22 protein-coding genes and 2 tRNA genes are annotated in these 22845 nt (G+C 50.5%); 15 read left to right on the top strand and 9 right to left on the bottom strand.

Annotated features, from left to right (window positions below):
* Positions 1–20 precede the first annotated feature (20 nt).
* From AEST_RS01515 to AEST_RS01530, 4 genes are all read left to right on the top strand, one after another.
* Complete coding sequence (locus AEST_RS01515; protein WP_008606558.1) at positions 21–1448, top strand: hypothetical protein; 1428 nt, start codon at positions 21–23, stop codon at positions 1446–1448.
* Positions 1449–1520: 72 nt separating this feature from the next.
* Positions 1521–1916, top strand: a complete 396-nt coding sequence (locus tag AEST_RS01520) for a curli production assembly/transport protein CsgE (protein ID WP_238534530.1) — start codon at positions 1521–1523, stop codon at positions 1914–1916.
* Positions 1917–1929: 13 nt separating this feature from the next.
* A complete protein-coding gene (locus tag AEST_RS01525; RefSeq protein ID WP_409976793.1) occupies positions 1930–2316 on the top strand; it encodes a curli assembly protein CsgF in 387 nt (128 codons plus the stop codon).
* A 2-nt stretch (positions 2317–2318) separates the two neighbouring features.
* The gene (locus AEST_RS01530; RefSeq protein WP_008606564.1) at positions 2319–3071 is read left to right on the top strand and encodes a CsgG/HfaB family protein; all 753 of its coding nucleotides are present in this window, start codon (positions 2319–2321) and stop codon (positions 3069–3071) included.
* Between the two features lie 7 nt (positions 3072–3078).
* Here AEST_RS01530 and AEST_RS01535 read toward each other — a convergent pair whose 3' ends face one another.
* The 4 genes from AEST_RS01535 to AEST_RS01550 form a co-directional block, all read right to left on the bottom strand.
* Complete coding sequence (locus AEST_RS01535; RefSeq protein ID WP_008606566.1) at positions 3079–3741, bottom strand: response regulator transcription factor; 663 nt, start codon at positions 3739–3741, stop codon at positions 3079–3081.
* Between the two features lie 149 nt (positions 3742–3890).
* Positions 3891–5282, bottom strand: a complete 1392-nt coding sequence (locus tag AEST_RS01540; protein WP_008606568.1) for a class II fumarate hydratase — start codon at positions 5280–5282, stop codon at positions 3891–3893.
* Between the two features lie 185 nt (positions 5283–5467).
* A complete protein-coding gene (locus tag AEST_RS01545) occupies positions 5468–6541 on the bottom strand; it encodes a DUF3083 family protein (protein ID WP_008606571.1) in 1074 nt (357 codons plus the stop codon).
* Between the two features lie 101 nt (positions 6542–6642).
* Positions 6643–7275 carry a trimeric intracellular cation channel family protein gene (locus AEST_RS01550; RefSeq protein ID WP_008606572.1) on the bottom strand — a complete coding sequence of 211 codons (633 nt, stop codon included), beginning with the start codon at positions 7273–7275 and terminating at the stop codon, positions 6643–6645.
* A 191-nt stretch (positions 7276–7466) separates the two neighbouring features.
* On the opposite strand from AEST_RS01550, the gene AEST_RS01555 reads away from it, so the two are divergent.
* Positions 7467–8417, top strand: coding sequence for a hypothetical protein (locus AEST_RS01555; protein WP_008606573.1), 951 nt, complete (start codon positions 7467–7469; stop codon positions 8415–8417).
* Positions 8418–8445: 28 nt separating this feature from the next.
* On the opposite strand, the gene leuD is transcribed toward AEST_RS01555, so the two are convergent.
* Genes leuD through leuA form a run of 4 tightly spaced genes read right to left on the bottom strand, consistent with a single transcriptional unit; the run spans position 8446 to position 13116 of the window.
* Positions 8446–9048 (bottom strand): 3-isopropylmalate dehydratase small subunit, encoded by a 603-nt coding sequence (gene leuD, locus AEST_RS01560; protein ID WP_008606574.1) that lies wholly within the window; start codon positions 9046–9048, stop codon positions 8446–8448.
* Positions 9045–10457, bottom strand: a complete 1413-nt coding sequence (gene leuC / locus AEST_RS01565) for a 3-isopropylmalate dehydratase large subunit (protein WP_008606575.1) — start codon at positions 10455–10457, stop codon at positions 9045–9047. Before leuC ends, leuD begins: the two co-directional genes overlap by 4 nt.
* Positions 10457–11533, bottom strand: coding sequence for a 3-isopropylmalate dehydrogenase (gene leuB, locus AEST_RS01570; protein ID WP_008606576.1), 1077 nt, complete (start codon positions 11531–11533; stop codon positions 10457–10459). Before leuB ends, leuC begins: the two co-directional genes overlap by 1 nt.
* Positions 11530–13116 (bottom strand): 2-isopropylmalate synthase, encoded by a 1587-nt coding sequence (gene leuA / locus AEST_RS01575; RefSeq protein WP_008606577.1) that lies wholly within the window; start codon positions 13114–13116, stop codon positions 11530–11532. The genes leuB and leuA overlap by 4 nt, the downstream gene beginning before the upstream one ends.
* Before the next feature lie 372 nt (positions 13117–13488).
* Here leuA and AEST_RS01580 point away from each other — a divergent pair, with 372 nt between their 5' ends.
* The 8 genes from AEST_RS01580 (at position 13489) to AEST_RS16920 (ending at position 18254) form a co-directional block, all read left to right on the top strand.
* Positions 13489–14814 (top strand): hypothetical protein, encoded by a 1326-nt coding sequence (locus tag AEST_RS01580; protein ID WP_008606579.1) that lies wholly within the window; start codon positions 13489–13491, stop codon positions 14812–14814.
* Between the two features lie 83 nt (positions 14815–14897).
* A complete protein-coding gene (locus AEST_RS01585) occupies positions 14898–15428 on the top strand; it encodes a TIGR00645 family protein (protein WP_008606580.1) in 531 nt (176 codons plus the stop codon).
* 63 nt (positions 15429–15491) lie between these two features.
* A tRNA-Leu gene (locus tag AEST_RS01590) sits at positions 15492–15578 on the top strand.
* A 90-nt stretch (positions 15579–15668) separates the two neighbouring features.
* Positions 15669–15744 (top strand) — tRNA-Gly (locus AEST_RS01595).
* Between the two features lie 436 nt (positions 15745–16180).
* Positions 16181–17320, top strand: a complete 1140-nt coding sequence (locus AEST_RS01600; RefSeq protein ID WP_008606581.1) for an ImmA/IrrE family metallo-endopeptidase — start codon at positions 16181–16183, stop codon at positions 17318–17320.
* Positions 17317–17628, top strand: a complete 312-nt coding sequence (locus tag AEST_RS17480; RefSeq protein ID WP_008606582.1) for a DUF4411 family protein — start codon at positions 17317–17319, stop codon at positions 17626–17628. The genes AEST_RS01600 and AEST_RS17480 overlap by 4 nt, the downstream gene beginning before the upstream one ends.
* Before the next feature lie 11 nt (positions 17629–17639).
* Positions 17640–17795, top strand: a complete 156-nt coding sequence (locus tag AEST_RS17485; RefSeq protein WP_255365668.1) for a DUF4411 family protein — start codon at positions 17640–17642, stop codon at positions 17793–17795.
* A 318-nt stretch (positions 17796–18113) separates the two neighbouring features.
* On the top strand, positions 18114–18254 hold the full coding sequence (locus tag AEST_RS16920; RefSeq protein ID WP_008606583.1) for a hypothetical protein: 141 nt from the start codon (positions 18114–18116) through the stop codon (positions 18252–18254).
* Positions 18255–18292: 38 nt separating this feature from the next.
* Here AEST_RS16920 and AEST_RS01610 read toward each other — a convergent pair whose 3' ends face one another.
* Positions 18293–19195 carry a LysR family transcriptional regulator gene (locus AEST_RS01610; protein WP_008606584.1) on the bottom strand — a complete coding sequence of 301 codons (903 nt, stop codon included), beginning with the start codon at positions 19193–19195 and terminating at the stop codon, positions 18293–18295.
* Between the two features lie 119 nt (positions 19196–19314).
* Between AEST_RS01610 and hutH the strand changes: the two genes are divergently transcribed.
* Positions 19315–20820, top strand: a complete 1506-nt coding sequence (gene hutH / locus AEST_RS01615) for a histidine ammonia-lyase (RefSeq protein ID WP_008606585.1) — start codon at positions 19315–19317, stop codon at positions 20818–20820.
* 13 nt (positions 20821–20833) lie between these two features.
* The gene (locus AEST_RS01620) at positions 20834–22834 is read left to right on the top strand and encodes a urocanate hydratase (RefSeq protein ID WP_039924839.1); all 2001 of its coding nucleotides are present in this window, start codon (positions 20834–20836) and stop codon (positions 22832–22834) included.
* Positions 22835–22845 lie beyond the last annotated feature (11 nt).

Below are 22845 nucleotides of genomic sequence, written 5' to 3' on the forward strand. Positions count from 1 at the left end.
AATCGAGAAAGGAAGAACCAATGTTTAAGTTCACGTCACGTAAAACACTACTAGCTTTATCTGTCGCCGCTTGTTTATCAGGTCAGGCAGTTGCCAACGATACAGCAATAGTATTGCAAACGAACACTGGTAATCAGGAGAATCTGGTACAACTGGTGCAAACCGGCACTGCCACTTCAGATAACTTTATTATCGCGCAGCAGGTCGGCAGTGGGAATGAGACAGACATTCAGCAGAGCGGCACAGCTAATGAGATCGACACTTACAGCGGTGGTGACGCCAACTCAGTGCTGTTAAAACAAGATGGATCCAGTCATTTAATGCTGGTTGAGGTTGAGGGTAACAATAACCTGGTCGAAGTCAATCAGATGGGCGTCGCTCAAGAAGCAACAGCATTAGTGCAGGGTGATGACAATCAGATCTCTATTGTTCAGGACGGCGGTTTGAACTGGACTCTGGCCGAATTCAGAGGCAACGGCAACAGCTATGAAGCTCTGCAGGACGGTGTGTTCAACGAATCGGCAGTTATCGGTGGCCTGGGCAATGACAACACTGTTGCTATTGAGCAGGACGGTTTTGCCAACGTTGGCGGTATTGTTGGGCTGCGGGGTAACAATAATGATATTGCCATTCAGCAATTTGGTGATGAAAACGTATTTATTGCCCGTACTTTCTCCGGTAACAACAACGAATTAAATATTTTTCAGGATGGTTCTGGCAACGAGTTCCAGATTAATCCGTTAAATGGCAATGATAATGTGGTGTTTGTTGATCAGGTTGGTGCGAACAACCTAATTGAAGCACCGATCGGAATTAGTGGTGATAACAATACCTACGACTTCGTGCAGGCCGGTGACGATAATTACATTTTCTTTGCCAGTGTAGGATCAGGCCACGATCTGATGATTTCACAAACCGGCAATAACAATAATGGCGAGATGATTCTGGTAGGTAGTGCTAACGTTGGTACTATCGAAACAACCGGAGACAACAACTATGCCGGCATCGGCCTGGTTGGTAATGCCAACAATGGTCGAATCAGCCAGAATGGTAGTGATAACTTCGCGCTGCTTGATGTGGCAGGTGATCGTAACCGTTTAAATGTGAATCAAGCTGGTAATGCCAACGAAGTTATTGTCACCGGTGAATCGGTCAACAACAACAATGTTACTGTTAATCAGCGTAACGGCGATCTGAACCTGGTAGACGTGTTACTTGAAGGTAATGGCAATACATTAAATGTATTGCAACGTGGCAGCCAAAACTGGGTTGGCGGTGATAATGCGCCGTCGTTCCGGGTTGCCGGTGATAACGGCACAGTGTTAATTACTCAGCAAGGTAGCGACAACCTGGTACTGGGTGCTCAGGGTGGCGTTGATAATGTGCTGCAAGTGGTACAAATTGGCTCATTCAACACTGCTATTGTGAATCAAAACGCACCAAATTAAATATTCGGGTTGTTTGTTGATCAGATGTTTAATATAGTGCGATAAGATGTTTTGAATGTATAGAACGGAGCGGTGCAAGCCGCTCTGCTAATTATGAGAAATGGATTTTTCGCACTTATTATCCTTATTTGTTGCCTCTCGCCTGCGAAAGCAGAGATTGAGTTGAGCGGCATGGTGCTGGATAGAACGATTTCCCGCTTTGGCAAAGACTTTGTCTTTTACTTCTCTTCCTATTGGCGTGAAGTGCCGTCTACAGACGGCGTTACTATCGTCGTGTACGAGCAAATCTATCCTCAGGCAGGAACCTTTCTTTGGGTTGAGTTGGACCAAAGACGGATCTATCAAAACTATTTTGGTCGCCGGCAAAATGACGTCAAGCAGATGGCTGAGCAAGCGATCTTAATCGCGGTGGATGAATTGGTAAAAATTAAAACAGAGGAGTGGTTCGGTGCTGAATCGACTTTCTAAGCAAGCATGTTTTCTGACTTTGTTAGTGTGCAGCGGGACCTTAATGCCTGTTAGCCAGACGCTGGCGACTGAACTGGTGTACACGCCGATAAATCCCAGCTTTGGTGGTAATCCACTAAATGGCAATTTTTTGCTGCAAAAGGCGCAAAGTCAAAATGCGCATTCCTTACAAAGGCCTGCATTATCGTTTGTCGACAAATTCCGGGAAGCTCTGGAGCGAAATATTATCAACTCGCTGACCAGACGCATTGCAGATGGTGAGCTGGTTGAAGGTGTATACGACACTGGTGAATATCGCATCGAAGTGATTCAGGATACTGACGGCAGTGTCCTGGTCACGATAACCAATCAAAACACTGGTGATACCACCATTATTCGTATTCCCGTTTTACCGAGGTAAGTATGCGTTTTAGCATTGTTTTGTTATTCAGCGTATTGAGTAGTTGCGCTTTTGTACCTAAACCCACCTTAAATCTGACGCCGGCTGAAATCAATCCGACGTCTGCCGCTATGTTGAGCCTCAAATCAGATAAGCAGCCGCGACATCCTATCCCGGTTTCTGTTTATGCGTTTCGCGATCAAACAGGACAGTATAAGCCCCAGGCTAATGTGTCGAGTTTCTCAACGGCGGTGACTCAGGGCGCGACCTCTATGCTGACCCAAACGCTGATTGAGAGTGGCTGGTTTTCCCCGTTAGAGCGGGAAGGATTGCAAAATCTGCTTACAGAAAGGCGGATCTACACTTCAAATAAAGGCGCTCCTGAACTGCCACCGATGAAAGAAGCCCGGTTGTTGCTTGAAGGCGGCATTATTGGTTATGAAACCAATCTAACTACCGGTGGTATCGGTGCTGAATACTTTGGTATTGGTGCCTCAGAACTCTATCGCGAAGACCAGGTTACGGTTTATTTGCGTGCTGTTGATGTGTTCACCGGCCAGGTTTTACTCTCGGTATCAACGACTAAAAAGGTTTTCTCTCAAGAGTTGAGAGCTGGATTATTCCGCTTTGTCTCTCTCAATCGTTTGGTTGAAGCCGAAGCCGGTTATACAACCAACGAGCCGGTGATGTTTTCGGTTAAGCAAGCAATCGAGTTAGCAGTGATGGAATTGGTGGAGCAAGGTGTTGCGAAAGGCTTCTGGCGGCCAGAAGCCTAGTCAAGGCCTAGATATAAGAGGGGGAGCGTGCAGCTGGCTCTCCTTGGGCAATCTTAATTAATTCTACTCTGTTGCGGGCTTGGGTTTTGCGCAAAATAGTGGAAACATGAGCTTTTACCGTGTGAGTACTAATGTTGAGTTGGTCGGCAATTTCCTTATTGCGGGCACCCTCAGCAATAAGTTTAGTGATCCGTTTTTCCTGTTTGGTCAGGATCAGAAATTTTTCTGAGCTGAACAACACATCACTGCTTTCCTCCGGCATAAGTGTTTGGTCAACAAAGGCAGAGAGCTCTGCTCTTGAATAGTACAACTGACCTTTCATCATATTACTCAGAGCAGACAAGACTTTATCTAATTGCTCATCACGATAAATTACGCCCCGGATACCGGTTTTAATTGCCAGAGCGCTATTGATAACATCACGCTCGGCATTGAATAAAAAAACTGAGCCGCATTTCCGAACAGACTGTAATAAGGTATTGAAGCTGTTCTTACCCACACTGATATTTTTTAACTGTATACCGATCAAGGTGTTTTGCGGCAGATCTTGCTGCGCCTGGAATTCGGTTGCTGATAACTGCTTTACCGGTATGCCCAGCGATTTCGCCAGCAGCACCAAATTACAGCTGATACTGACATCCGATAAGATTAATAGTTGGTTATAAGGCATCACTGCGTTTTCTCCACTGCCATTCCAGACAAAACTCCCTGTGGACTTTGTATATCAAATTGTGAATAAGTTATCAATTTATATTTCAGATATGTATGTGACATATGGAGCTGATGGGTGAGCCATGGTTAGTATCAGCGCTACTGTGGTCAGGGCGATTGATTGGTAATAGTTGTAGCAGTGGCCAGATGCGCTGGATCCAACAAGTTGGCCAACTCCTCCCGATCGATCCCGGTTTGCTCGGCGGCGACATCCAGAATAGGCCGCTGTTGTTGATAGGCTTGCTTGGCAATACGCGCTGCCTGTTCATAGCCGATGCGGCTGTTAAGTGCCGTAACCAGGATCGGGTTTTGCGCCAGACTGGCAGCAATATGTCGCTCGTTGACGGTAAAGCCGGCGATGGCCTGTGTAGCCAGTGCGTCACAACTGCCGCTGAGTAAAGCTATGGCTTGCAGTAAGTTATCGGCCACCAACGGCAACATCACGTTAAGTTCAAAGTTGCCGGATTGGGCAGCGATGCTAATCGCTGTATCACAGCCAAATACCTGAGCACAGGCCATAGCAACGGCTTCCGGAATAACCGGGTTCACTTTGCCGGGCATAATGGACGAGCCTGGCTGCAACGCCGGCAGGCTGATTTCCGCTAAACCCGCTAAGGGGCCGGAATTCATCCAGCGCAGGTCGTTAGCGATCTTTAGTAAGGCGGCCGCCAGCGTTTTCAGGCAACCCGATAACGCCAGGGCGCTATCCTGCGAGCTGAGGTTAAAGAAAAAATCCGGGCTGACGCTTAACTTGAGACCGGTTTGCTTACTGAGCTGTTGGGCGAACCTCGCCGCAAACTGGGGGGGGGCGTTAATGCCGGTTCCTACCGCGGTGCCGCCCTGCGCCAGTTGGCTTAATAGCGGTATCTGCTGCTGTAATTGTTGTGCGGCATGTTGCAACTGACTGTGCCAGCCACCCAGTACCTGCGCGAAGGTCACGGGCATCGCATCCATTAAATGGGTGCGACCGGTTTTAACAATATGGCCGACAGTGGCAGATTTTTCGCTGATCGTCTGCTGCAAGCCCTGAATCGCCGGTAGTAACTGCTGCTGTAACGCCAGCAAGCAGCTGAGCTGGATCGCGGTTGGTATCGTATCGTTGCTGCTTTGCCCCAGATTTACCTGATCATTAGGGTGTATTTTGGCACCGCTGAGCTGGCTGGCCAAGGTCGCCAGCACCTCATTCACATTCATATTGCTGCTGGTACCCGAGCCGGTTTGTAGCACCGGCACCGGAAATTGACTTAAGTCGGTGTCGTGCAGTAGTTGCTCTGCTGCCTGACTGATTGCCTGGGCCTGCGGCGCGGTCAGTAAGCCAAGTTCGGCATTGGTGAGGGCTGCGGCTTTTTTAATCTGCAGTAAGGCTTTGATAAAACCCACTGGCATTGGCTTGCGGCTAATCTGAAAGTTTTGTACGGCACGCTGAGTTTGTGCCTGATACAAGGCTTGCGCAGGTACTTGCAGCTCTCCCATCGAATCATGCTCAATCCGAAAACTCATGTTACACCCCCTGATAAAAAATCTGGTTTAAACAACTGGTACTCCAGGCGCGACCAGCTTGACCACAGGTTTTGCATATTCCGATAGTTCTTGCTTGCGATTAAATGATAATAGTTATCATTAACCAAAAGTCAAGCTATCGATAATCAACAACGGCAGACCAGCTGCCTTTGCGATGCCGGGGATTAGGCTGCAGGCAGGATATAACTGATATGTTGATAAAAACGTACAATCAGATCCTGGCGCTCTGCCGGAATCTCCAGTTGCCGGGCGAAGCTACGTAGCGCGTCTTCGACCTGGTTCATAAAGCGGCCATAGCCAAACTCGGTGTTGTCGTCTTTATCGGCCACAATAATAAAGTGTGCGCTCTCAACCAGCTTATCAGCCTGCCAGAAGGTGAGCAGCTGGGGCTCAGTACAATCCGGGTTAAAACTGATTTTCTGCAGCTCGCGGTTCTGCTCGATTTGGTCCCACTTGCTGCTGCGCACTACCGGTGTCAGACCATTGGCAACGATGGCCAGCCGGTCCAGCTTTTTACCGGCACAGGCTTCGACAAAGCGTTGTTGCAGCTGCTGATACAGCGGGCTAAAGTCGGTTGCTCCCGCTGCAAGCCACTGCTGTTTTAGCTGCCGGGTAAGGGGCAGGGTAACAGTGACGTAAGTCAACTCGCTGTGTTCGTCCGGTAGTGCACAGTGCCGGGCTTTGTAGCGTGGGTAGAGGCCGCGCAGTTTATAGCCATAACTTTCTTTATGACCTTTCGTTTTTGCAAACAGATCATAAGACAGCTGCTGATGGTCGCGCAGTTTCAGTGCCGGCTTACCAGGTAACTGTTGCTGCCAGGCCTGCAGACACTGTACTACTTTGCTGTGAAATGCTGCAGCCTGGGATCGCAGCTCTTCGCCGGTGGCCAGAAATACCACCCGGATCTTGCGTGCCTGATAATCAGGCTGGCTGAAGATACCCTGACCTTCATGGTATTTAGGGTTATAGAAAAACAGGATCTGCTTTTCGGTTTGTAAGGTATAGGCCTCCTGATGGAAACGGACCACCGGCAGTTTGTCATTGGCAATTAATTGCACATTGCGCAAATCATATTGCGGCAGTAGCGCAAACAATTGTTGGGCTAACTGCTGATAGCAGGCTTCATGACTGCTGAACTGCTGGTAGAACGCGGCGTCGGGCTTAAATTCTGCCAGTAAATACTGATTAGAACGGGCTGTGGTACTGATATAAACACGATGCGGATTGTGGCTGGCCATAGTAGCTCTCCTTAACCATTAACTGCGGCTAAGTGTAGCGAAAAGGGCCGGCCGGATTGTTGCGGTAGATTAAAGTATCGGCCGCCATTTTAGTGCTCTGTTCAGGGTTCGTTCAGCTCCTGATGATGCTTGCCGAATACCGGAATGGTAATGTGCCAGCGGATCGCCGCCAGCCGCAACAATAATAAGCCCAGCATACCGGCCAGCATTGCATACAGCTGCGGTACCGCCAGTGCCAGTAGCGAGGTATAGATAATGCCGCCGAAAATACAGGTTACTGCATAGAGCTCGCCGCGAAACACCATCGGTACTTCGCGGCACAGCACATCGCGGATCATGCCGCCACAGACGCCACTCATGGTGCCGAGCATAATGGCCACCATGCTGGAGGTACCATGATCCAGCGCCTTCTGGGTACCCATAATCACAAAGAACGCCAAACCAAAGGCATCGGCAATTTGCAGGGTATTATTGGGAATGGTCAGCCGGTTACGTACCAGCAGGATAGTGCCAATAGCGGCAACAAAGATGGCATAAAAATAGGTATTATTATTTATCCAGATCACCGGCACATCCAGGATCAGGTCGCGCAGGGTACCGCCGCCGATGGCGGTAACACTGGCCAGCACGATCACGCCAAAGCCATCCATATGGTTACGCCAGGCCGCCAGGGTGCCGGAAATGGCAAACACCGCTATCCCCAGTAAATCAAACCATAAAAAATATTCCGGCATCTTCTGTATTCCATGGCGAACTTCGGTCAATTGTAACAGTCTGCTGTTAGAGCGTGCTGACGTTTGCTGCTTGTTTTTGCAGCAAACGTCAACACGCCTTAACTACACCTTAAAATAACACTGTCAAAACTTTATTGCGACGATAAGGCTATGGTAGTCTGCACAATTTCGCGGAAGATGTTGTAGAACTGATGAAAAAAACACTGATTATTTCGCTCGGCGCGCTGCTGATGGCAACCGCGGGGTTTTACTATGGCAATTATAAAGCTGAGCGCTTGATCGCCGGCCAGATTGAATTGATTAACAGCTCCTATGCCGAGATGGCGAGTCAGGGGCTGATGCCGGCAGTACAGCTAAATTACAGCAAAATCCGCGCGAACTACTGGCGCGATCATTACCGCTTAAGTGGCTTACAGCTGCAAATCGCCGGTGTGGGTACCGTGGCTGAAATTGGCCGCTTAAGTATCCGCGGTTTTAAACCCGGCAAGTTGTCGCAGCAGGGTGAATTACGGATCCAGCAATTGCAGCTGAGTAACCTGCTACAGCAGATGCTGCCGCCGGAAGTCGGAAAATTATTGGCTGCATCGCCGCTATGGCTGGATTACCGGTATCAGTACCAACCAACGCAGGATCTGTTGACCTTGCAGCAGCAACTGCGGGTTGGCGATGCGATGCGGTTAGAGCTGCAACTGCAACTGACAGCGGTACAGGCGTTATGGCAGTTAGGCAGTGAGCTGGCGGCGATGGATCTGGAACAGCAGCAGGCTTATCAGCAGGGTAAGCAGCAGCCGAGAGTGCAGCAGGCGCTGGCGGCGCTGCAATTGGTCAGTGGTGAACTGACGCTGGAAAATAACGGCTATTTGCAGCAACTGCAGCCCGTGCTGTTAGCACAGCCGGCTACGGCGCAGCTGGCAGAGCTAAAGCCACAACTGGAAGTCTATGTGCAAAGCACAGAGTTGGTGACCGAGCGCATTCGCGAGAATCTGCTGCTGTTTTTGCATGAACCACAGCGCCTGAAGCTGAGCTTTAATTTGCAGCGGCCGCTGACCTGGCAGCAGCTGCAAAGCGGTGAGCTTACTGAGGAGTTGACCACCCCCGAACAGTGGGTGGCCTTTACCGGTTTACTGGTCGAAGCCAACTAATCTTGGTTGCACTTCGACACGGCTAACGCTAACCCAACCAGGGTAAATGGCTACGCCGCTGTGCCTCGAAGGCGGCGATCTGGGGATTTAACTGCTCGCTGGAGCCGATAAAATCCAGCCCGGAGAGTAAGCGCTGTTTAATATCCGGGTCGATATTAAAGCCCATCGCTGCATTATTGCCGAACAGGATCTCCTGACTTGCCAGATCGATCTGCCACTGCTGCGGCCCCTGGGCACAGCGGTTAAACAACAGCTCGATATTGGTTTTGCTTAAGGTAATTAATAGCATGCCGTTATTTACGCTGTTATTGAAGAAAATATCGGCAAAACTTTCGGCAATAATCACATTAAAGCCATACTGCTGCAGCGCCCAGGGCGCATGCTCGCGGCTGGAGCCACAGCCAAAGTTGGCGCGGGTTAATAAAATTGACGCGCCCTGATATTGCGGATAATTCAGCACAAACTCCGGGTTAGCGGCGCCATCAGCCAGATAACGCCAGTCATAAAACAGCGCTTCAGCAAAGCCATCGCGGCTCACCGAGGTTAAAAACTGCTTGGGAATAATCTGGTCGGTATCAACGTTATTTTTATCCAGCGGACACACCAGGCCTTGTTTAAAAATCTGGCTCATTGGGCGGCTCCTTCTAAACGGGCGACATTAACAAACTTACCGGCGATGGCGGCAGCGGCAGCCATGGCTGGGCTAACTAAGTGCGTACGGGCACCACGGCCCTGACGGCCCTCAAAGTTACGGTTACTGGTAGAAGCACAGCGCTGACCGGCGGCGACTTGATCGTCATTCATACCCAGACACATTGAGCAGCCCGGTTCCCGCCATTCAAAGCCCGCTTGTTTAAAGATCTCGGCCAGACCTTCCTGCTCGGCCTGCCGTTTGACCACGCCAGAGCCTGGTACTACCAAAGCCCGCACGCCGGGCGCGACCTTGCGATCCCGCACGACGCTGGCGGCGGCACGTAAGTCTTCAATCCGGCTATTGGTGCAGCTACCGATAAAGACCACATCAACAGCACAGTCGGTCAGTTTCTGGCCGGCGCTCAAGCCCATATACTGCAGGGCGCGTTCCGCAGCCTGACGCTTGGTGTCGTCGCTAAAGCTTTCCGGTGCCGGGATCGGCTCATCAACGGCAATCACCTGCTCAGGGTTAGTGCCCCAGGTAATTTGCGGGCTGATGCTGCTGGCATCCAGGCTGATAGTTTTATCAAACACGGCATCGGCATCGGAATGTAGGCTCTGCCAATAGCTAACGGCAGCGTCCCAATGCTCAGCCTGTGGCGCATGAGCTTTGCCTTTTAAATAAGCAAAGGTAGTGCCATCTGGCGCAATTAAGCCGGCTTTGGCGCCCATTTCAATACTCATATTGCACAGTGTCATCCGGCCTTCCATACTCATACCGCGAATGGCGCTACCGCAAAACTCGGCGACATAGCCATTACCGCCAGCCGTACCTAATTTGCCAATGACCGCCAGGATCACATCTTTGGGCGTAACATGAGCCGGCAGGTCACCGTTAATTTCCACTTTCAGGGTTTTCGCTTGCTGCTGTGGCAGGGTTTGGGTGGCCAGCACGTGCTCAACTTCCGAGGTGCCGATACCAAAGGCCAGAGCACCGAAAGCACCATGCGTCGAGGTATGCGAATCACCACAGACAATAATCATCCCCGGCTGGGTTAAGCCTTGCTCCGGGCCAATCACGTGCACTATGCCCTGATCGGGGTGGGTCAGATCCAGCAGTGGAATACGGTGCTCATCACAGTTGGCGGCCAGGGCTTCTAATTGCTTGCGCGAGGTTTCACCGGCCGCATCCAGGCTGCGGCGCTGCGTAGAAACATTATGGTCCATGGTAGCAAAGGTTAGATCCGGGCGGCGCACGGCGCGGCCAGCCAGTTTTAAGCCGGAGAACGCCTGCGGTGACGTCACTTCATGAATTAAATGCCGGTCGACAAATAATAAATCGGTGCTGGCGTTTAATTTGCCAACCACATGGCTGTGGTAAATTTTCTGATACAGGGTCTGGCCCATCAGTGTGTCTCCTGCTGTAAGGTGGCGACAATGGCCGCGCCAACGGCGGCGGTGCCATAAGTAGATTTCGGGTCGATATCACGGGTGACGATATGCTGCTCTAAACACTGCTGCACCGCGCGCTCAATTGCCTGGGCTGCGGCTTCTTCGCCAAAGCTGTAACGCAGCATCAGGGCGGCACTTAATATTTGCGCGATAGGGTTGGCGATACCCTGGCCGGCGATATCCGGCGCACTGCCACCGGCGGGCTCGTACAAACCAAAGCCGCTGCCATTTAAACTGGCTGATGGTAACAGGCCCAAGGAGCCAGCGATGGCGGCAATTTCATCGGATAAAATATCGCCGAACAGGTTATCGCACAGCATCACGTCGAACTGCTGTGGGCTGCGGATCAGCTGCATCGCCGCATTGTCGATATACATATGCTCCAGTGTGACATCCGGGTAGTTTTTGGCCACCTGTTCCACCGTTTCGCGCCATAAAATACTGGTTTGCAGCACATTGGCTTTATCAATAGAGGTGACTTTTTTGCCGCGCTTTTGCGCCGCCTGAAAGGCTACCTCGGCAATGCGGGTCACTTCTGCCACGCTGTAGCGCTGGGTATCAAAGGCAGTGTCGCCGCTACGACCCTTTTCGCCAAAATAAATGCCGCCGGTGAGTTCGCGGATACACAGCACATCCATGCCTTTGCTGCTGACCCTTGGATGCAGTGGCGATAAGTCGGCAAAGGCCGGATAAATTTGCCCCGGACGCATATTGCAGAATAAGTCGAAGGTTTTACGCAGTGGCAGCAAAGAGCCGCGCTCAGGTTGCATATCCGGTGCCAGGCCGGTCCACTTTGGCCCGCCGACGGAGCCAAACAAAATGGCATCGCTGGCTTTACATAGAGCCAGCGTGTCCGGCGGCAGTGGTACGCCGGTGGCATCCAGGGCGGCGCCGCCAACCAGCGCTTCGGTTAACGTTAATTGGAACTGAAATTTATCCGCCACCACCTGCAGTACCTTAATCGCCTCGGCCATGACCTCCGGGCCGATACCATCGCCGGGCAATACCGCGATCTTGTAATGCTTACTCATATCTCACCTGCTGCTTGTTTAATTTGGGATTCGTTCGCTTTGGCCTGTTTATGGGCGTCGATGGTTTGGGCACGTTGGATCATATTCAGCACATGCACATAGGCCAGCACTGAGGCGCGGACGATATCGGTGGCCAAACCGGCACCATGGAAGCGCCGCCCTTCATGTTCGGCAATAATATCGACCTGACCCAGGGCGTCTTCGCCACTGCCTTTCGCCGACAGGTTAAAATCGACCATCCGGATCTGTAATTTGCTAATGCGCTGTACCGCCTGAAACGCCGCTTCGACCGGGCCATTGCCGGTGGCGGCTTCGGTAAAGATCTTGCCGCCGCAACTTAAGCCTACGGTGGCGCTGGCGACATGGCCGGTATGGGTCGAGGAGCTTAAAAACTCCAACTTGTAGAACTCGTCCTGCTCCTGCAAATTCTGGAAGAACACCAGGGCTTCTAAATCGTAATCAAACACCCGGCCTTTCTGATCGGCCAGTGCGACAAAGCTGCTGTACACCGCTTCCAGATCGTAGTCGTCTTTGGTGTAACCCAGCTCAGCCAAGCGGTGCTGAATAACATGACGGCCCGAGCGTGAGGTCAGGTTTAATTCGTTCTGGCGGATGCCGACCTGTTCAGGCGAGATAATTTCATAGGTGCTTTGCGCTTTTAACACGCCATCCTGGTGAATACCCGAGCTGTGGGCAAAGGCATTTTCGCCAACGATGGCTTTGTTGGGCTGGATGGGCATATTGCAGATCTGGCTGACCAGATGGCTGCTGCGGTAAATCTCGGTGGTTTTAATGTCGGTATACAGCGGCGCTAAAATATCCTTGCGGGTGTTGATAATCATCGCCACTTCTTCCAGCGAGCAGTTACCGGCCCGCTCACCAATACCATTGACGGTACATTCAATCTGCCGCGCGCCGGCCTGAATGGCGCTGATACTGTTCGCCACCGCCAGCCCCAGGTCATTATGACAATGCACACTTAAGCGCGCCTTATCGATATTCGGCACCTTGTTACGCAGCGTGCTGATAATAGCCGCATATTCGTTGGGGATGGTGTAACCCACGGTATCCGGAATATTAATGGTGGTGGCGCCGGCAGCAATGGCCCGCTCGACTATCCAGCATAAATCGTCCACCGGGGTGCGGCCGGCATCTTCGCAGGAGAATTCGATATCATCGGTATAGCGGCTGGCCAGTTTAATGGCGGCGACCGCCTGATCTGAGGCTTCGGCCAGGGTTTTGCGCAGCTTGTACTGCAAATGCAGCGGGGAAGTGGCAATAAAGGTATGAATCCGGCGGCGTTCCGCATCTTTTAACGCGGCGCCACAGGCTTCAATATCGGCTGCCACTGCCCGCGCCAGGCCGCAAATGATCGGGCCTTTTACTTCGCGCGCGATACGCTGTACCGAATCAAAATCACCGGGGCTGGACACCGGGAAGCCGACTTCCATTACATCGACATTTAAGCGGGCAATGGCATGCGCCAGCTGGATTTTTTGCTTCTGGCTTAAACTGGCACGCAGTGCCTGCTCGCCATCACGCAGGGTGGTATCGAAGATCCAGATTTTGTTATCAGCACTCATTACGCAATCCTATGTTATCAAATCGTGGCGTACTGCTTGCCGGGATAAAAACAAAAAACCCCGGCCTTGGGCACGGGGTTTTAGGTTTATCGGTAAGGGTTTTTCACCAATAAGCACGGCCCCGCGCAGCGCAGAGGAGCACGAGGAGGAGGCTATTGAAACGCACTAATACCGAAGAAATCATTTACTGCCTTGAAAGTCGAAGTTGCAGAACGTCATTAGTAATACCATGGTTATTTTTTATCTGCAACAGTATAGATGGCTAAATGGATAAATTTTTGCAGAAACTTTAGTCGCATAAGGCAACGCATATTGCGTAACCTTTGACGCACCGCTAGATTAGCCGACATTCTTCCCATTGCAGGATTGCGAATGAAAACCCTATTCAAACCTTTAACTGCGCTGTTGTGCAGCACCCTGTTGCTGACGGCCTGTGATAAACCCGTGGCACCTTTAAACAGTGAGCCGGCCGCAGCGGTCAGTGTTGCCGTATTGGATGAAGCCGCCGAGCACTATGTGAAACTGGTGCTGGCACTCGGCCAATACGATAGCAACTATGTCGATGCCTATTATGGCCCGGCTGAATGGGCCGAGGCAGTAAAACAGCAGCCGCAACCCCTGCCAGAGCTACTTGCTGAAGCTCAGCTGCTGCGCGATGCGTTACAGGCGCATAGCGAAACGGATGCGATGTTAAAGTTGCGGCTGCATTATTTACAGCGACAGCTAACGGCGCTGATTAGCCATGCCGATACGCTACAAAACGGCACTGCGGCCAGCTTTGAACAACAAGCTAGCGAACTCTACGATACCCAGCCACCGCAACAGGACCTAAGCAGCTTTGCCCCTGTGTTGGCTGAGCTGGAGCAACTGGTACCCGGCGAGGGCAGCCTGACCGAGCGGGTCGTGGCCTATCGCAAAAATTTTGTTATTCCGGCGGATAAATTACAGCTGGTGTTTGAACGGGCGATCGCGGAATGCCGCGACCGGACCTTACAGCGCATCAGCTTGCCGGCGCAGGAGAATTTTACGCTGGAGTTTGTGACCGACAAACCCTGGAGCGGTTATAACTGGTATCAGGGCAAGGCTTATAGTCTGATCCAGATTAATACCGAGCGGCCGATTGATATCTCCCGCGCTGTCGATCTGGGCTGTCACGAGGGCTACCCCGGCCATCACACCTATAATGCGCTACTGGAAACCGAGCTAAAACAACAGCGTAACTGGGTGGAGTTTAGTGTTTATGCGCTATTCAGCCCGCAGTCGTTAATCGCGGAAGGCACCGCCAACTATGGTATTGATATCGCCTTTCCCGGTGAGCAAAAACTGGCGTTTGAACGCGACGTACTTTACCCGTTAGCCGGGCTGGATCCATCGCAGGCCGCCAGCTACGACCGCTTTTTAAAACTGATGGCACGCCTTAGTTATGCCGGTAATGAAATCGCCCGTTTATTGCTAAATGGCGAGATTGACGAAGAACAATTTGTTGCGCTGCAACAGCAATATTTGTTGCAAAGTGAGGCCGAAGCGCGGCAGCGGCTACGTTTTGTCAGAAGTTACGGCGCCTATGTGATTAACTACAACTGGGGCAAAGATTTGGTAAAACAGTATGTCGAGCAGGCCAGCAGCGAAGATGAGCGTTGGCAGCGTTTTATTAGCTTATTATCGACGCCGAAACTGCCATCTTCATTAGCCTGGTAACAGAGTAAAAACGCGGCCGCGTCAGGCTTGAAGCTACGCGGCGCGCCCCCATTATTGAGCAAGATATTTTAACAGGAATTGTTATGGAACGTTATTTTGAACGTTTAATGTATGCCACGCGCTGGATTATGGCGCCAATTTACCTTGGCTTAAGCTTGTGCTTGCTGGCGCTGGGTATTAAATTTTTCCAGGAAGTGTTTCACTTTATTCCGCTGATTTTTAGTATGAAAGAAGTGGAACTGATCCTGATTACGTTAAGCCTGATCGATATCGCCCTGGTTGGCGGCCTGATTGTGATGGTGATGTTTTCCGGCTATGAGAACTTTGTCTCGCGTTTAGACTTACATGGTCACGACGATAAGTTGGGCTGGCTGGGTAAGCTCGACTCTAATTCCCTGAAAAATAAGGTCGCGGCCTCTATTGTTGCCATCTCGTCGATTCACCTGTTGAAGGTGTTTATGAATACTGAGCAAATTGAGAATGACAAGATTATGTGGTACCTGTTAATCCATATTACCTTTGTCATCTCTGCTTTTGCGATGGGTTACCTGGATAAAATCTTACGCGATAAACCAGACCCGAAAATTGTTGTGCCTGATCACACACAGAAATAACTTGCATATCGGCGCAGCCTTAATTAAGATGCGCGCCGTTCTGTCGGTGCCCACGCACAGTATGCCCGGGTGGTGAAATCGGTAGACACAAGGGATTTAAAATCCCTCGGGGGAAACCCCGTGCCGGTTCAAGTCCGGCCCCGGGCACCATTTAGTTGATTTTAAAAAAGTTTTTTAATCACTAAAACGCAGAATAACGAACTACAAAAAGTCATGTGTAGTTTGTGTGTAACAAAACATGCGAGTTTAGCTCAGCTGGTAGAGCGCGACCTTGCCAAGGTCGAGGTCACGAGTTCGAACCTCGTAACTCGCTCCAAACTCCGAAAAAGCCGCTTTGAAAGCGGCTTTTTGCGTTCTTACGTCTAAGCCGCACCGCGCCCCGTCTCCGGTATGCTGGCGTACCGGAGACGCCATCTGCGATTTAAAAAAGTACGCCTATCCAGACGCCTGTTGCTACTCAGTCTGAAACATCCGCGCATTTTGGCAGACAGCCAGTAATATTCTGAAATTATACTTTGCGGACTCGCATGGATGCAGGCAAAGTCTTAACAAGACTTATACAACTGCTATAAAGGTTGACTATGAGGTGCCTGGTCAAGATTTCCTTTATGGTGTCAAAACTGAGATGATGGCAATAATGTATCCTAGCCTGACATATACTTGGAATGCTGATTAATTGAGCATAGCGCCGGAAGTTACAGCAGTTTATAATTTTGGGGCGGTTTGAGCATTTTGCTTGAAAGGTGGAATTAATGAATAACGCAAAAATCAACAAAGCTATGCTGACATGGGCGCGCGAGCGTTCCGGCTATGCTTTGCCTGAATTTGCGCGCAAATTGAATGTGACTGAAGAAAAAGTCAGTGAATGGGAAGCTGGCGAGCGGGATATTACCTTCGTGCAGGCAATGACGTTTGCCAATAAAGCTCATGTGCCTTTTGGTTTCCTGTTTTTAAGCCAGCCTCCTGTTGAAAATCTACCGATCCCTGATTTACGCACTGTGGATTCCGCAGAGTTAAAGCGTCCAAGTACTGAGCTGATGGATTTACTCAAGAATATGCTGGAATGTCAGGACTGGTACCGCGACTATGCCCGTAATCAGCTGCTAGAGCCTATCAGTATTGTCGGGAGCTTCCGAATTGAAGATGGGGTGGCAGCTGTTGTGGCAGATATGCGCAATAAGCTTAACATTCCACCTCACCCAAAGCGGGGTTCTTGGGACGACTACTACCGCGATTTAGTAGAGCGAATCGAAGCGCTTGGTATTTTGGTGATGAGGCAATCTAGTCTTGGACATCACAGCAGACCTTTTAGTGTCGATGAATTCCGTGGTTTTGCGATGTGTGATGAGTTTGCGCCAATTATCTTCGTCAATCATGCTGATGCACCCGGTGCCCGATTGTTTACCCTTATCCATGAGCTATGCCATATCTGGATAGGGCAAACCGGCCTTTCTGATGGCGATGCTAACAGTCATCGCGCGGAAGAGCGTTTTTGTAACGCGGTGGCAGCTGAGTTACTCGTTCCTACTGATGAATTCCGGGCGCGTTGGCACATCGACGTTGATAACTGGCAACAAAACCTACCTGAGTTAGAAGCGCATTTTCATGTTAGCCCCTTGGCCTTGGCGCGGAAAGCATTAACGCTGGCATTGATTAGCCAGGGTGAATACGGAGCCTTCATTAAGGCGCAAAGAGAAGCATTTAAAGAGCGCGAAGCTAGCGGTAGTAGCCCAGGCTATTTTAAAACCAAAAAGGCGCAAATTAGTCAGCTGTTTTCTAAGGCCGTTGTCAGTGAAGCGTTGAATGGTAAGTTGTTGTTGCGTGATGCTGCTTGGCTGCTTGGAATGAAACCAGCCAACGTGACTAAATTCGCGCAGGAGCTTGGGTTTTGATTTATCTGCTGGATGCAAACACCTATATCGAAGCTAAAAACAGCTACTACAGCATGGATTTTTGCCCCGCCTATTGGTCTTGGTTAGATCACCAATTTGCGGCCGGTATAGCGGGTAGTATTGATATGATTGGTCGAGAGCTGAAAGAGGGTAATGACGAGTTAGCGGAATGGGTTGAAGCCCGTAAAGGCCAGTTTATTGCTAACGATGATGATGCCACCCAAACGGCTTTTGTGCAAATCATTGAGTATGTGATGGCGCAAAACTTTAACCCTGCTAATCGAGATCAAAAGCGGACCCTTGGTTAATTGCTAAAGCGATGTCGAGCGGCGCTATAGTTGTAACGCATGAAAGTTTGGTTAGTGACGCGACGAAGAAAGTTAAGGTACCTAATATCTGTAAACAGTTCGGTGTTCAATGTATTAATACGTTTGAATTCCTGCGGCAGACAAAAGCCAAGTTTGGCTTGATTTGAATGTGTAACAACTTAATTGCGTTAGATATTCGGTAAATCCAAATTCCGAAAAAGCCGCTTTTAATAGCGGCTTTTTTGCTTTCTTACGCCAAAGCTGACGCTAAGCCGCACCGCGTCCCGTCTCCGGCATGCTGGCGTACCGGAGACGCCATTTGCGATATCAAAAAGTCACTGACTCCTGCCGCAGTAATACTTCATTTCCCGCAATCTTCCCAAGATGCAAGCACCAACAAAAATATTGCGCAAACCCAGGTTATTCTTTAGCGTAACACGTTAAGCATTAGCGGCGTGGCAAGCCGGCGTAACAGGAAGATGAGCATGACAATAAAACTTTCTACGATCGCGCAAAATGAGCGGTTGCCGCAATTAGCAGCAAAGATGCCAGACCATGAGTTATGGTTAAGTTTTTTGCGTGATCCTGACGCTAATCTACTGGCGTTACTGGAAGAAAAAAGATAGCGATTGATTGCTCTACAACATACCAAATTAAGCTGAAACTATAGTTTGACAGCATGGCTGCGTTTAATCTGCTTAATCATCGCCTGCGCCAATGGCGTATTGGCGTGCTGGTTTGACGTTATCAGCATCAGCGGAATTTGGTATGAATATTTTGCCGGTAAAATAGCTTTAAACAGGCCTTTGTCTACCCAGTAACGGGCGTAGTGTTCTGGCAGATAGCCAATAAACTTACCGGTTAAAATCAGGTGGGCGATACCTTCATCGTGGTAAGCAATGGCGCTGTTTGGGTAGTGCAAACCATCGTTACGGCGCTCTTTATCGCGCAGATAATTGCTGGTAATAACTTCTGCCCGTTGCAGCAACTTTTCGGTGTCTTGTTCGGCGCAGTTAAACAGCGGGTGGCCAGCAGCGCAGTACAGATAATTGGTTTCATAGTGCAGCGGTGTGTAATCCAGGCCGCGGATCTGATGGCGGCTAACGCCAATGCCCAATAAAGAGCGGCCGTTAGCGACGGCGGTTTCCACTTCACGCGCTTCACACACATACAAGTCAAACTGAATGTTATCGCTTTTGTCTTTTAGCGCGGCAATGGCCTGCGCCACTTTGCAGTGCGGATCGCTGACCAGGGTGTCGATAATAGCAATACTGACCCGGCCGGACAGCTGCTGTTTCGAGCTGGCAATGGTATTGGCAAAGGCTTCGCATTGCTGCAGTAACTCTAATGAGGCCTGGTAGGTAATACGGCCTGGCTCGGTCAGCTCAAAACCGCTGCGGCCCCGCTTACACAGCTTTACCCCTAAACGGATTTCTAAGTCAGATAAATGCGCGCTAATAGTAGAGCGGCCAATATTCAGCCGTGACTCAGCCGCCGACAAGCCGCCGCACTCGACAATAGTGACGAACACTCTGAGTAATCTAAGGTCGACATCTTGTACTTGCATGGGCGCTGCTCTTTAGTTCGATAAAGTCGGAATAAGTTACGAATATTATGTATTTATAAGACTACAGCTGCAAGCTAGCATGGCTCTAATAAAGATCCGCAGAATTTTAGGAGCACAAGATGACATTTCGCTACGGGATCGACCGGCTGGATTTAGATATCGTTAACGGTATCGCCGATGGCACTATTAAAGCTGAGTTGTGTGCAGAAGCCATCGCCCGAATTAATCAAAGCCGCAACAACGTTGAGGTGATGGCCACATCGGACAAAGCTATTTATGGTATTAATACCGGTTTTGGCCCGCTTTGCGATACGCAAATCTCGCCAGCAGAAACCGCGCTGCTGCAAAAAAACCTGCTAATCACCCATGCGGTTGGCGTGGGCGAGCCTATCGCTAAAGCCATTTCCAAGTTAATGTTGATCACCAAAGTACATGCGCTAAGCCAGGGCTATTCTGGCGTGCGCCTGGAAGTGGTTGAACGCATGCTGACGTTTCTTGAGCTGGACTTAATTCCGGTGGTGCCGGAGCAAGGCTCAGTAGGGGCATCAGGCGATTTGGCGCCGCTGTCGCACTTATTCTTACCGCTGATTGGTGAAGGTGAGTTCTGGCACGACCGTGGCACTATCAGTGCGGCTGAGGCGCTGGCGCAACATGGTTTAGTGCCGCTGGAGCTGCAGGCCAAAGAGGGGCTGGGCCTGATTAACGGCACCCAGTTTATTTTATCGCATGCTATTACTGCGCTGACCAAGATGCGCTACCTGCTGGATTTAGCCGATGTTGTCGGTGCCATGAGTATTGAAGGGATGCAGGGCAGTGGTTCGCCTTTTCGTGCTGAGCTGCACCAAATCCGTGCTTTTGCCGGCAATGTTGAAGTGGCCGCCCGTATGCGCCGTTTGTTTAAAGATTCAGAAAATATGGCCTCGCATACCGGCTGTGCCCGGGTGCAGGATCCTTACTCGCTGCGCTGTATTCCCCAGGTACATGGTGCCTCGCGCAATGCTTACTACCACTTAAAAGAGCTGGCCGAGATAGAAATGAACTCGGTTACTGATAACCCTATCGTCATCAGCAGCGAAGAAGCGATTTCCGGCGGTGGTTTCCATGGTCAGCCACTAGCGATGGTGCTGGATTATGCCTCTATTGCGGCCGCGGAGCTGGGCAATATCTCTGACCGGCGCTGCTATTTACTATTAGAAGGCTTACACGGTTTGCCGCGTTTGCTAACCAAAGCCGGTGGTTTAAATTCCGGCATGATGATTCCGCAATATGTCACGGCGGCGCTGGTAACCGAGAACAAATCCTTGTGCTTCCCGCCCTCGGCCGACAGTGTGCCTACCTCTATGGGGCAGGAAGATCATGTGTCGATGGGTAGTATCTCTGGCCGTCAGTTAAACCAGATCCTGGGCAATCTGGAAAAAATCCTCGCGATAGAGCTGATGTATGCGGCGCAAGCCATCGAGTTTCGCCGGCCGCATCAATGCTCCGATATCATTGAACAAAATTTTGCCCTTATTCGCAGTAAAGTGGCCAAACTGGAAGAAGACCGTCTGTTAAAGCCGGATATCGACGCCATGATAGAGCTGGTGAAAAGCCAGGCCTTCACTGTTAACTTTGCGCTTAATTAAGAGGATACGGATGATGACTTTTCAGGACCAGATTAAGCAAGGTATCCCGGCCGAGTTACCTGCGGCCAAGCCATACCCGTTAGACGCCAATCGTGCACCGAAGCGCAAAGACATTTTAACTAAAGCGGAAAAACAACTTGCTGTGCGTAACGCGCTGCGTTATTTCCCGAAAGCCTGGCATGCGGAGCTGGCGCCAGAATTTGCCAAAGAGCTTAACGATTTTGGCCGTATTTATATGTACCGCTTTAAGCCGGACTACGAGCTAAAGGCACGGCCAATTAGTGATTATCCGGCAAAATGCCAGCAAGCTGCCGCTATTATGTTGATGATTGATAACAACCTGGACCCTGCAGTCGCGCAGCACCCACAAGAGCTTATTACCTATGGTGGTAATGGCGCGGTGTTCCAAAACTGGGCGCAGTACCGCTTAACTATGCAGTATTTAAGCGAGATGCAAAGCGATCAGACATTACATATGTACTCGGGCCATCCTATGGGGTTATTCCCATCGTCAGAAGACGCACCAAGGGTGATAGTGACCAATGGTATGATGATCCCGAACTACTCCAAACCGGATGACTGGGAGCGTTTTAATGCGTTGGGCGTCACCCAATACGGCCAGATGACGGCCGGCTCTTATATGTATATTGGCCCGCAGGGCATAGTGCATGGTACCACCATCACGGTGATGAACGCCTTTCGTAAAGTATTACAAAAGGGCGAAAGTGCGAAGGGGAAAATCTTCTTAACTGCCGGTTTAGGCGGTATGAGCGGCGCTCAGCCCAAAGCCGGTAATATCGCCGGTTGTATTACGGTCTGTGCCGAAGTAAACCCCAAAGCCGCTACCAAGCGCCATCAGCAAGGCTGGGTTGATGAGTTAATTGATAATATGGACGCGCTGATTGCCCGGGTAAAACAGGCGCAGGCCAATGAAGAAGTGGTGTCGATTGCTTATATTGGTAACGTGGTGGAGGTGTGGGAAAGCTTCTATCAAAGTGATATTTTTGTGCATCTGGGTTCAGATCAAACCTCGTTGCATAACCCCTGGTCGGGCGGTTATTACCCGGTCGGTATCAGCTACGACGAAGCGAATCGCTTAATTCGTGACGAGCCAGAGCTGTTTAAAGCCAAAGTGCAGGCGACATTAAAACGCCATGCTGAGGCGGTGAATAAGCATACCGCAAAGGGCACTTATTTCTTTGACTACGGTAATGCCTTTTTACTTGAAGCCTCACGCGCCGGCGGCGCTGTAATGGCCGACAATGGTATCGATTTTAAATACCCATCCTATGTGCAGGATATTTTAGGCCCGATGTGTTTTGACTACGGCTTTGGCCCGTTCCGCTGGGTCTGTACTTCAGGTAAGCCAGAAGATTTGGATAAGACCGATGCTATTGCTGCCCAGGTGCTTGAGCGCATTATGGCTGAGGCACCTGAGGAAATTCAGCAGCAAATGCAGGATAACATCACCTGGATTAAAGACGCCAAACAGAACAAGCTGGTGGTCGGCTCGCAGGCGCGGATTTTATATGCTGACGCCGAAGGAAGGATGGAAATTGCCGCTGCCTTTAATGCCGCCATTGCCCGTGGCGAGATTGGCCCGGTGGTGCTGGGGCGCGATCATCACGATGTCAGCGGTACTGACTCGCCATTTCGTGAAACCTCGAACATTTATGATGGCAGCCGCTTTACTGCCGATATGGCCATCCATAACGTTATTGGTGACAGCTTCCGCGGTGCGACCTGGGTGTCTATTCATAACGGTGGTGGCGTTGGCTGGGGCGAAGTGATCAACGGTGGCTTTGGTTTGCTGCTGGATGGCACTAGCGATGCCGATCGCCGTTTAAAATCAATGCTACTATTCGATGTTAATAACGGTATTGCGCGGCGCAGCTGGGCGCGTAATACTGAGGCAGACTTTGCGATCAAACGCGAAATGGCCAGAACACCGAAGTTAAAAGTCACACTGGCCAATCGGGTTGATGACGATGTTATTGCCGGGCTGGCACTCTAGCCCGGTGCACA

The organism is Alishewanella aestuarii B11, assembly GCF_000280055.1.
Taxonomy (GTDB): Bacteria; Pseudomonadota; Gammaproteobacteria; order Enterobacterales; family Alteromonadaceae; genus Alishewanella; species Alishewanella aestuarii.

Bases quoted from the DNA above. Each gene is read 5' to 3' on its own strand.
- AEST_RS01515 (WP_008606558.1), top strand. From the start codon at position 21: ATGTTTAAGTTCACGTCACGTAAAACACTACTAGCTTTATCTGTCGCC.
- AEST_RS01530 (WP_008606564.1), top strand. From the start codon at position 2,319: ATGCGTTTTAGCATTGTTTTGTTATTCAGCGTATTGAGTAGTTGCGCT.
- AEST_RS01535 (WP_008606566.1), bottom strand. From the start codon at position 3,741: ATGCCTTATAACCAACTATTAATCTTATCGGATGTCAGTATCAGCTGT.
- AEST_RS01540 (WP_008606568.1), bottom strand. From the start codon at position 5,282: ATGAGTTTTCGGATTGAGCATGATTCGATGGGAGAGCTGCAAGTACCT.
- AEST_RS01545 (WP_008606571.1), bottom strand. From the start codon at position 6,541: ATGGCCAGCCACAATCCGCATCGTGTTTATATCAGTACCACAGCCCGT.
- AEST_RS01550 (WP_008606572.1), bottom strand. From the start codon at position 7,275: ATGCCGGAATATTTTTTATGGTTTGATTTACTGGGGATAGCGGTGTTT.
- AEST_RS01555 (WP_008606573.1), top strand. From the start codon at position 7,467: ATGAAAAAAACACTGATTATTTCGCTCGGCGCGCTGCTGATGGCAACC.
- leuD (WP_008606574.1), bottom strand. From the start codon at position 9,048: ATGAGCCAGATTTTTAAACAAGGCCTGGTGTGTCCGCTGGATAAAAAT.
- leuC (WP_008606575.1), bottom strand. From the start codon at position 10,457: ATGGGCCAGACCCTGTATCAGAAAATTTACCACAGCCATGTGGTTGGC.
- leuB (WP_008606576.1), bottom strand. From the start codon at position 11,533: ATGAGTAAGCATTACAAGATCGCGGTATTGCCCGGCGATGGTATCGGC.
- leuA (WP_008606577.1), bottom strand. From the start codon at position 13,116: ATGAGTGCTGATAACAAAATCTGGATCTTCGATACCACCCTGCGTGAT.
- AEST_RS01580 (WP_008606579.1), top strand. From the start codon at position 13,489: ATGAAAACCCTATTCAAACCTTTAACTGCGCTGTTGTGCAGCACCCTG.
- AEST_RS01585 (WP_008606580.1), top strand. From the start codon at position 14,898: ATGGAACGTTATTTTGAACGTTTAATGTATGCCACGCGCTGGATTATG.
- AEST_RS01600 (WP_008606581.1), top strand. From the start codon at position 16,181: ATGAATAACGCAAAAATCAACAAAGCTATGCTGACATGGGCGCGCGAG.
- AEST_RS17485 (WP_255365668.1), top strand. From the start codon at position 17,640: ATGTCGAGCGGCGCTATAGTTGTAACGCATGAAAGTTTGGTTAGTGAC.
- AEST_RS16920 (WP_008606583.1), top strand. From the start codon at position 18,114: ATGACAATAAAACTTTCTACGATCGCGCAAAATGAGCGGTTGCCGCAA.
- AEST_RS01610 (WP_008606584.1), bottom strand. From the start codon at position 19,195: ATGCAAGTACAAGATGTCGACCTTAGATTACTCAGAGTGTTCGTCACT.
- hutH (WP_008606585.1), top strand. From the start codon at position 19,315: ATGACATTTCGCTACGGGATCGACCGGCTGGATTTAGATATCGTTAAC.
- AEST_RS01620 (WP_039924839.1), top strand. From the start codon at position 20,834: ATGACTTTTCAGGACCAGATTAAGCAAGGTATCCCGGCCGAGTTACCT.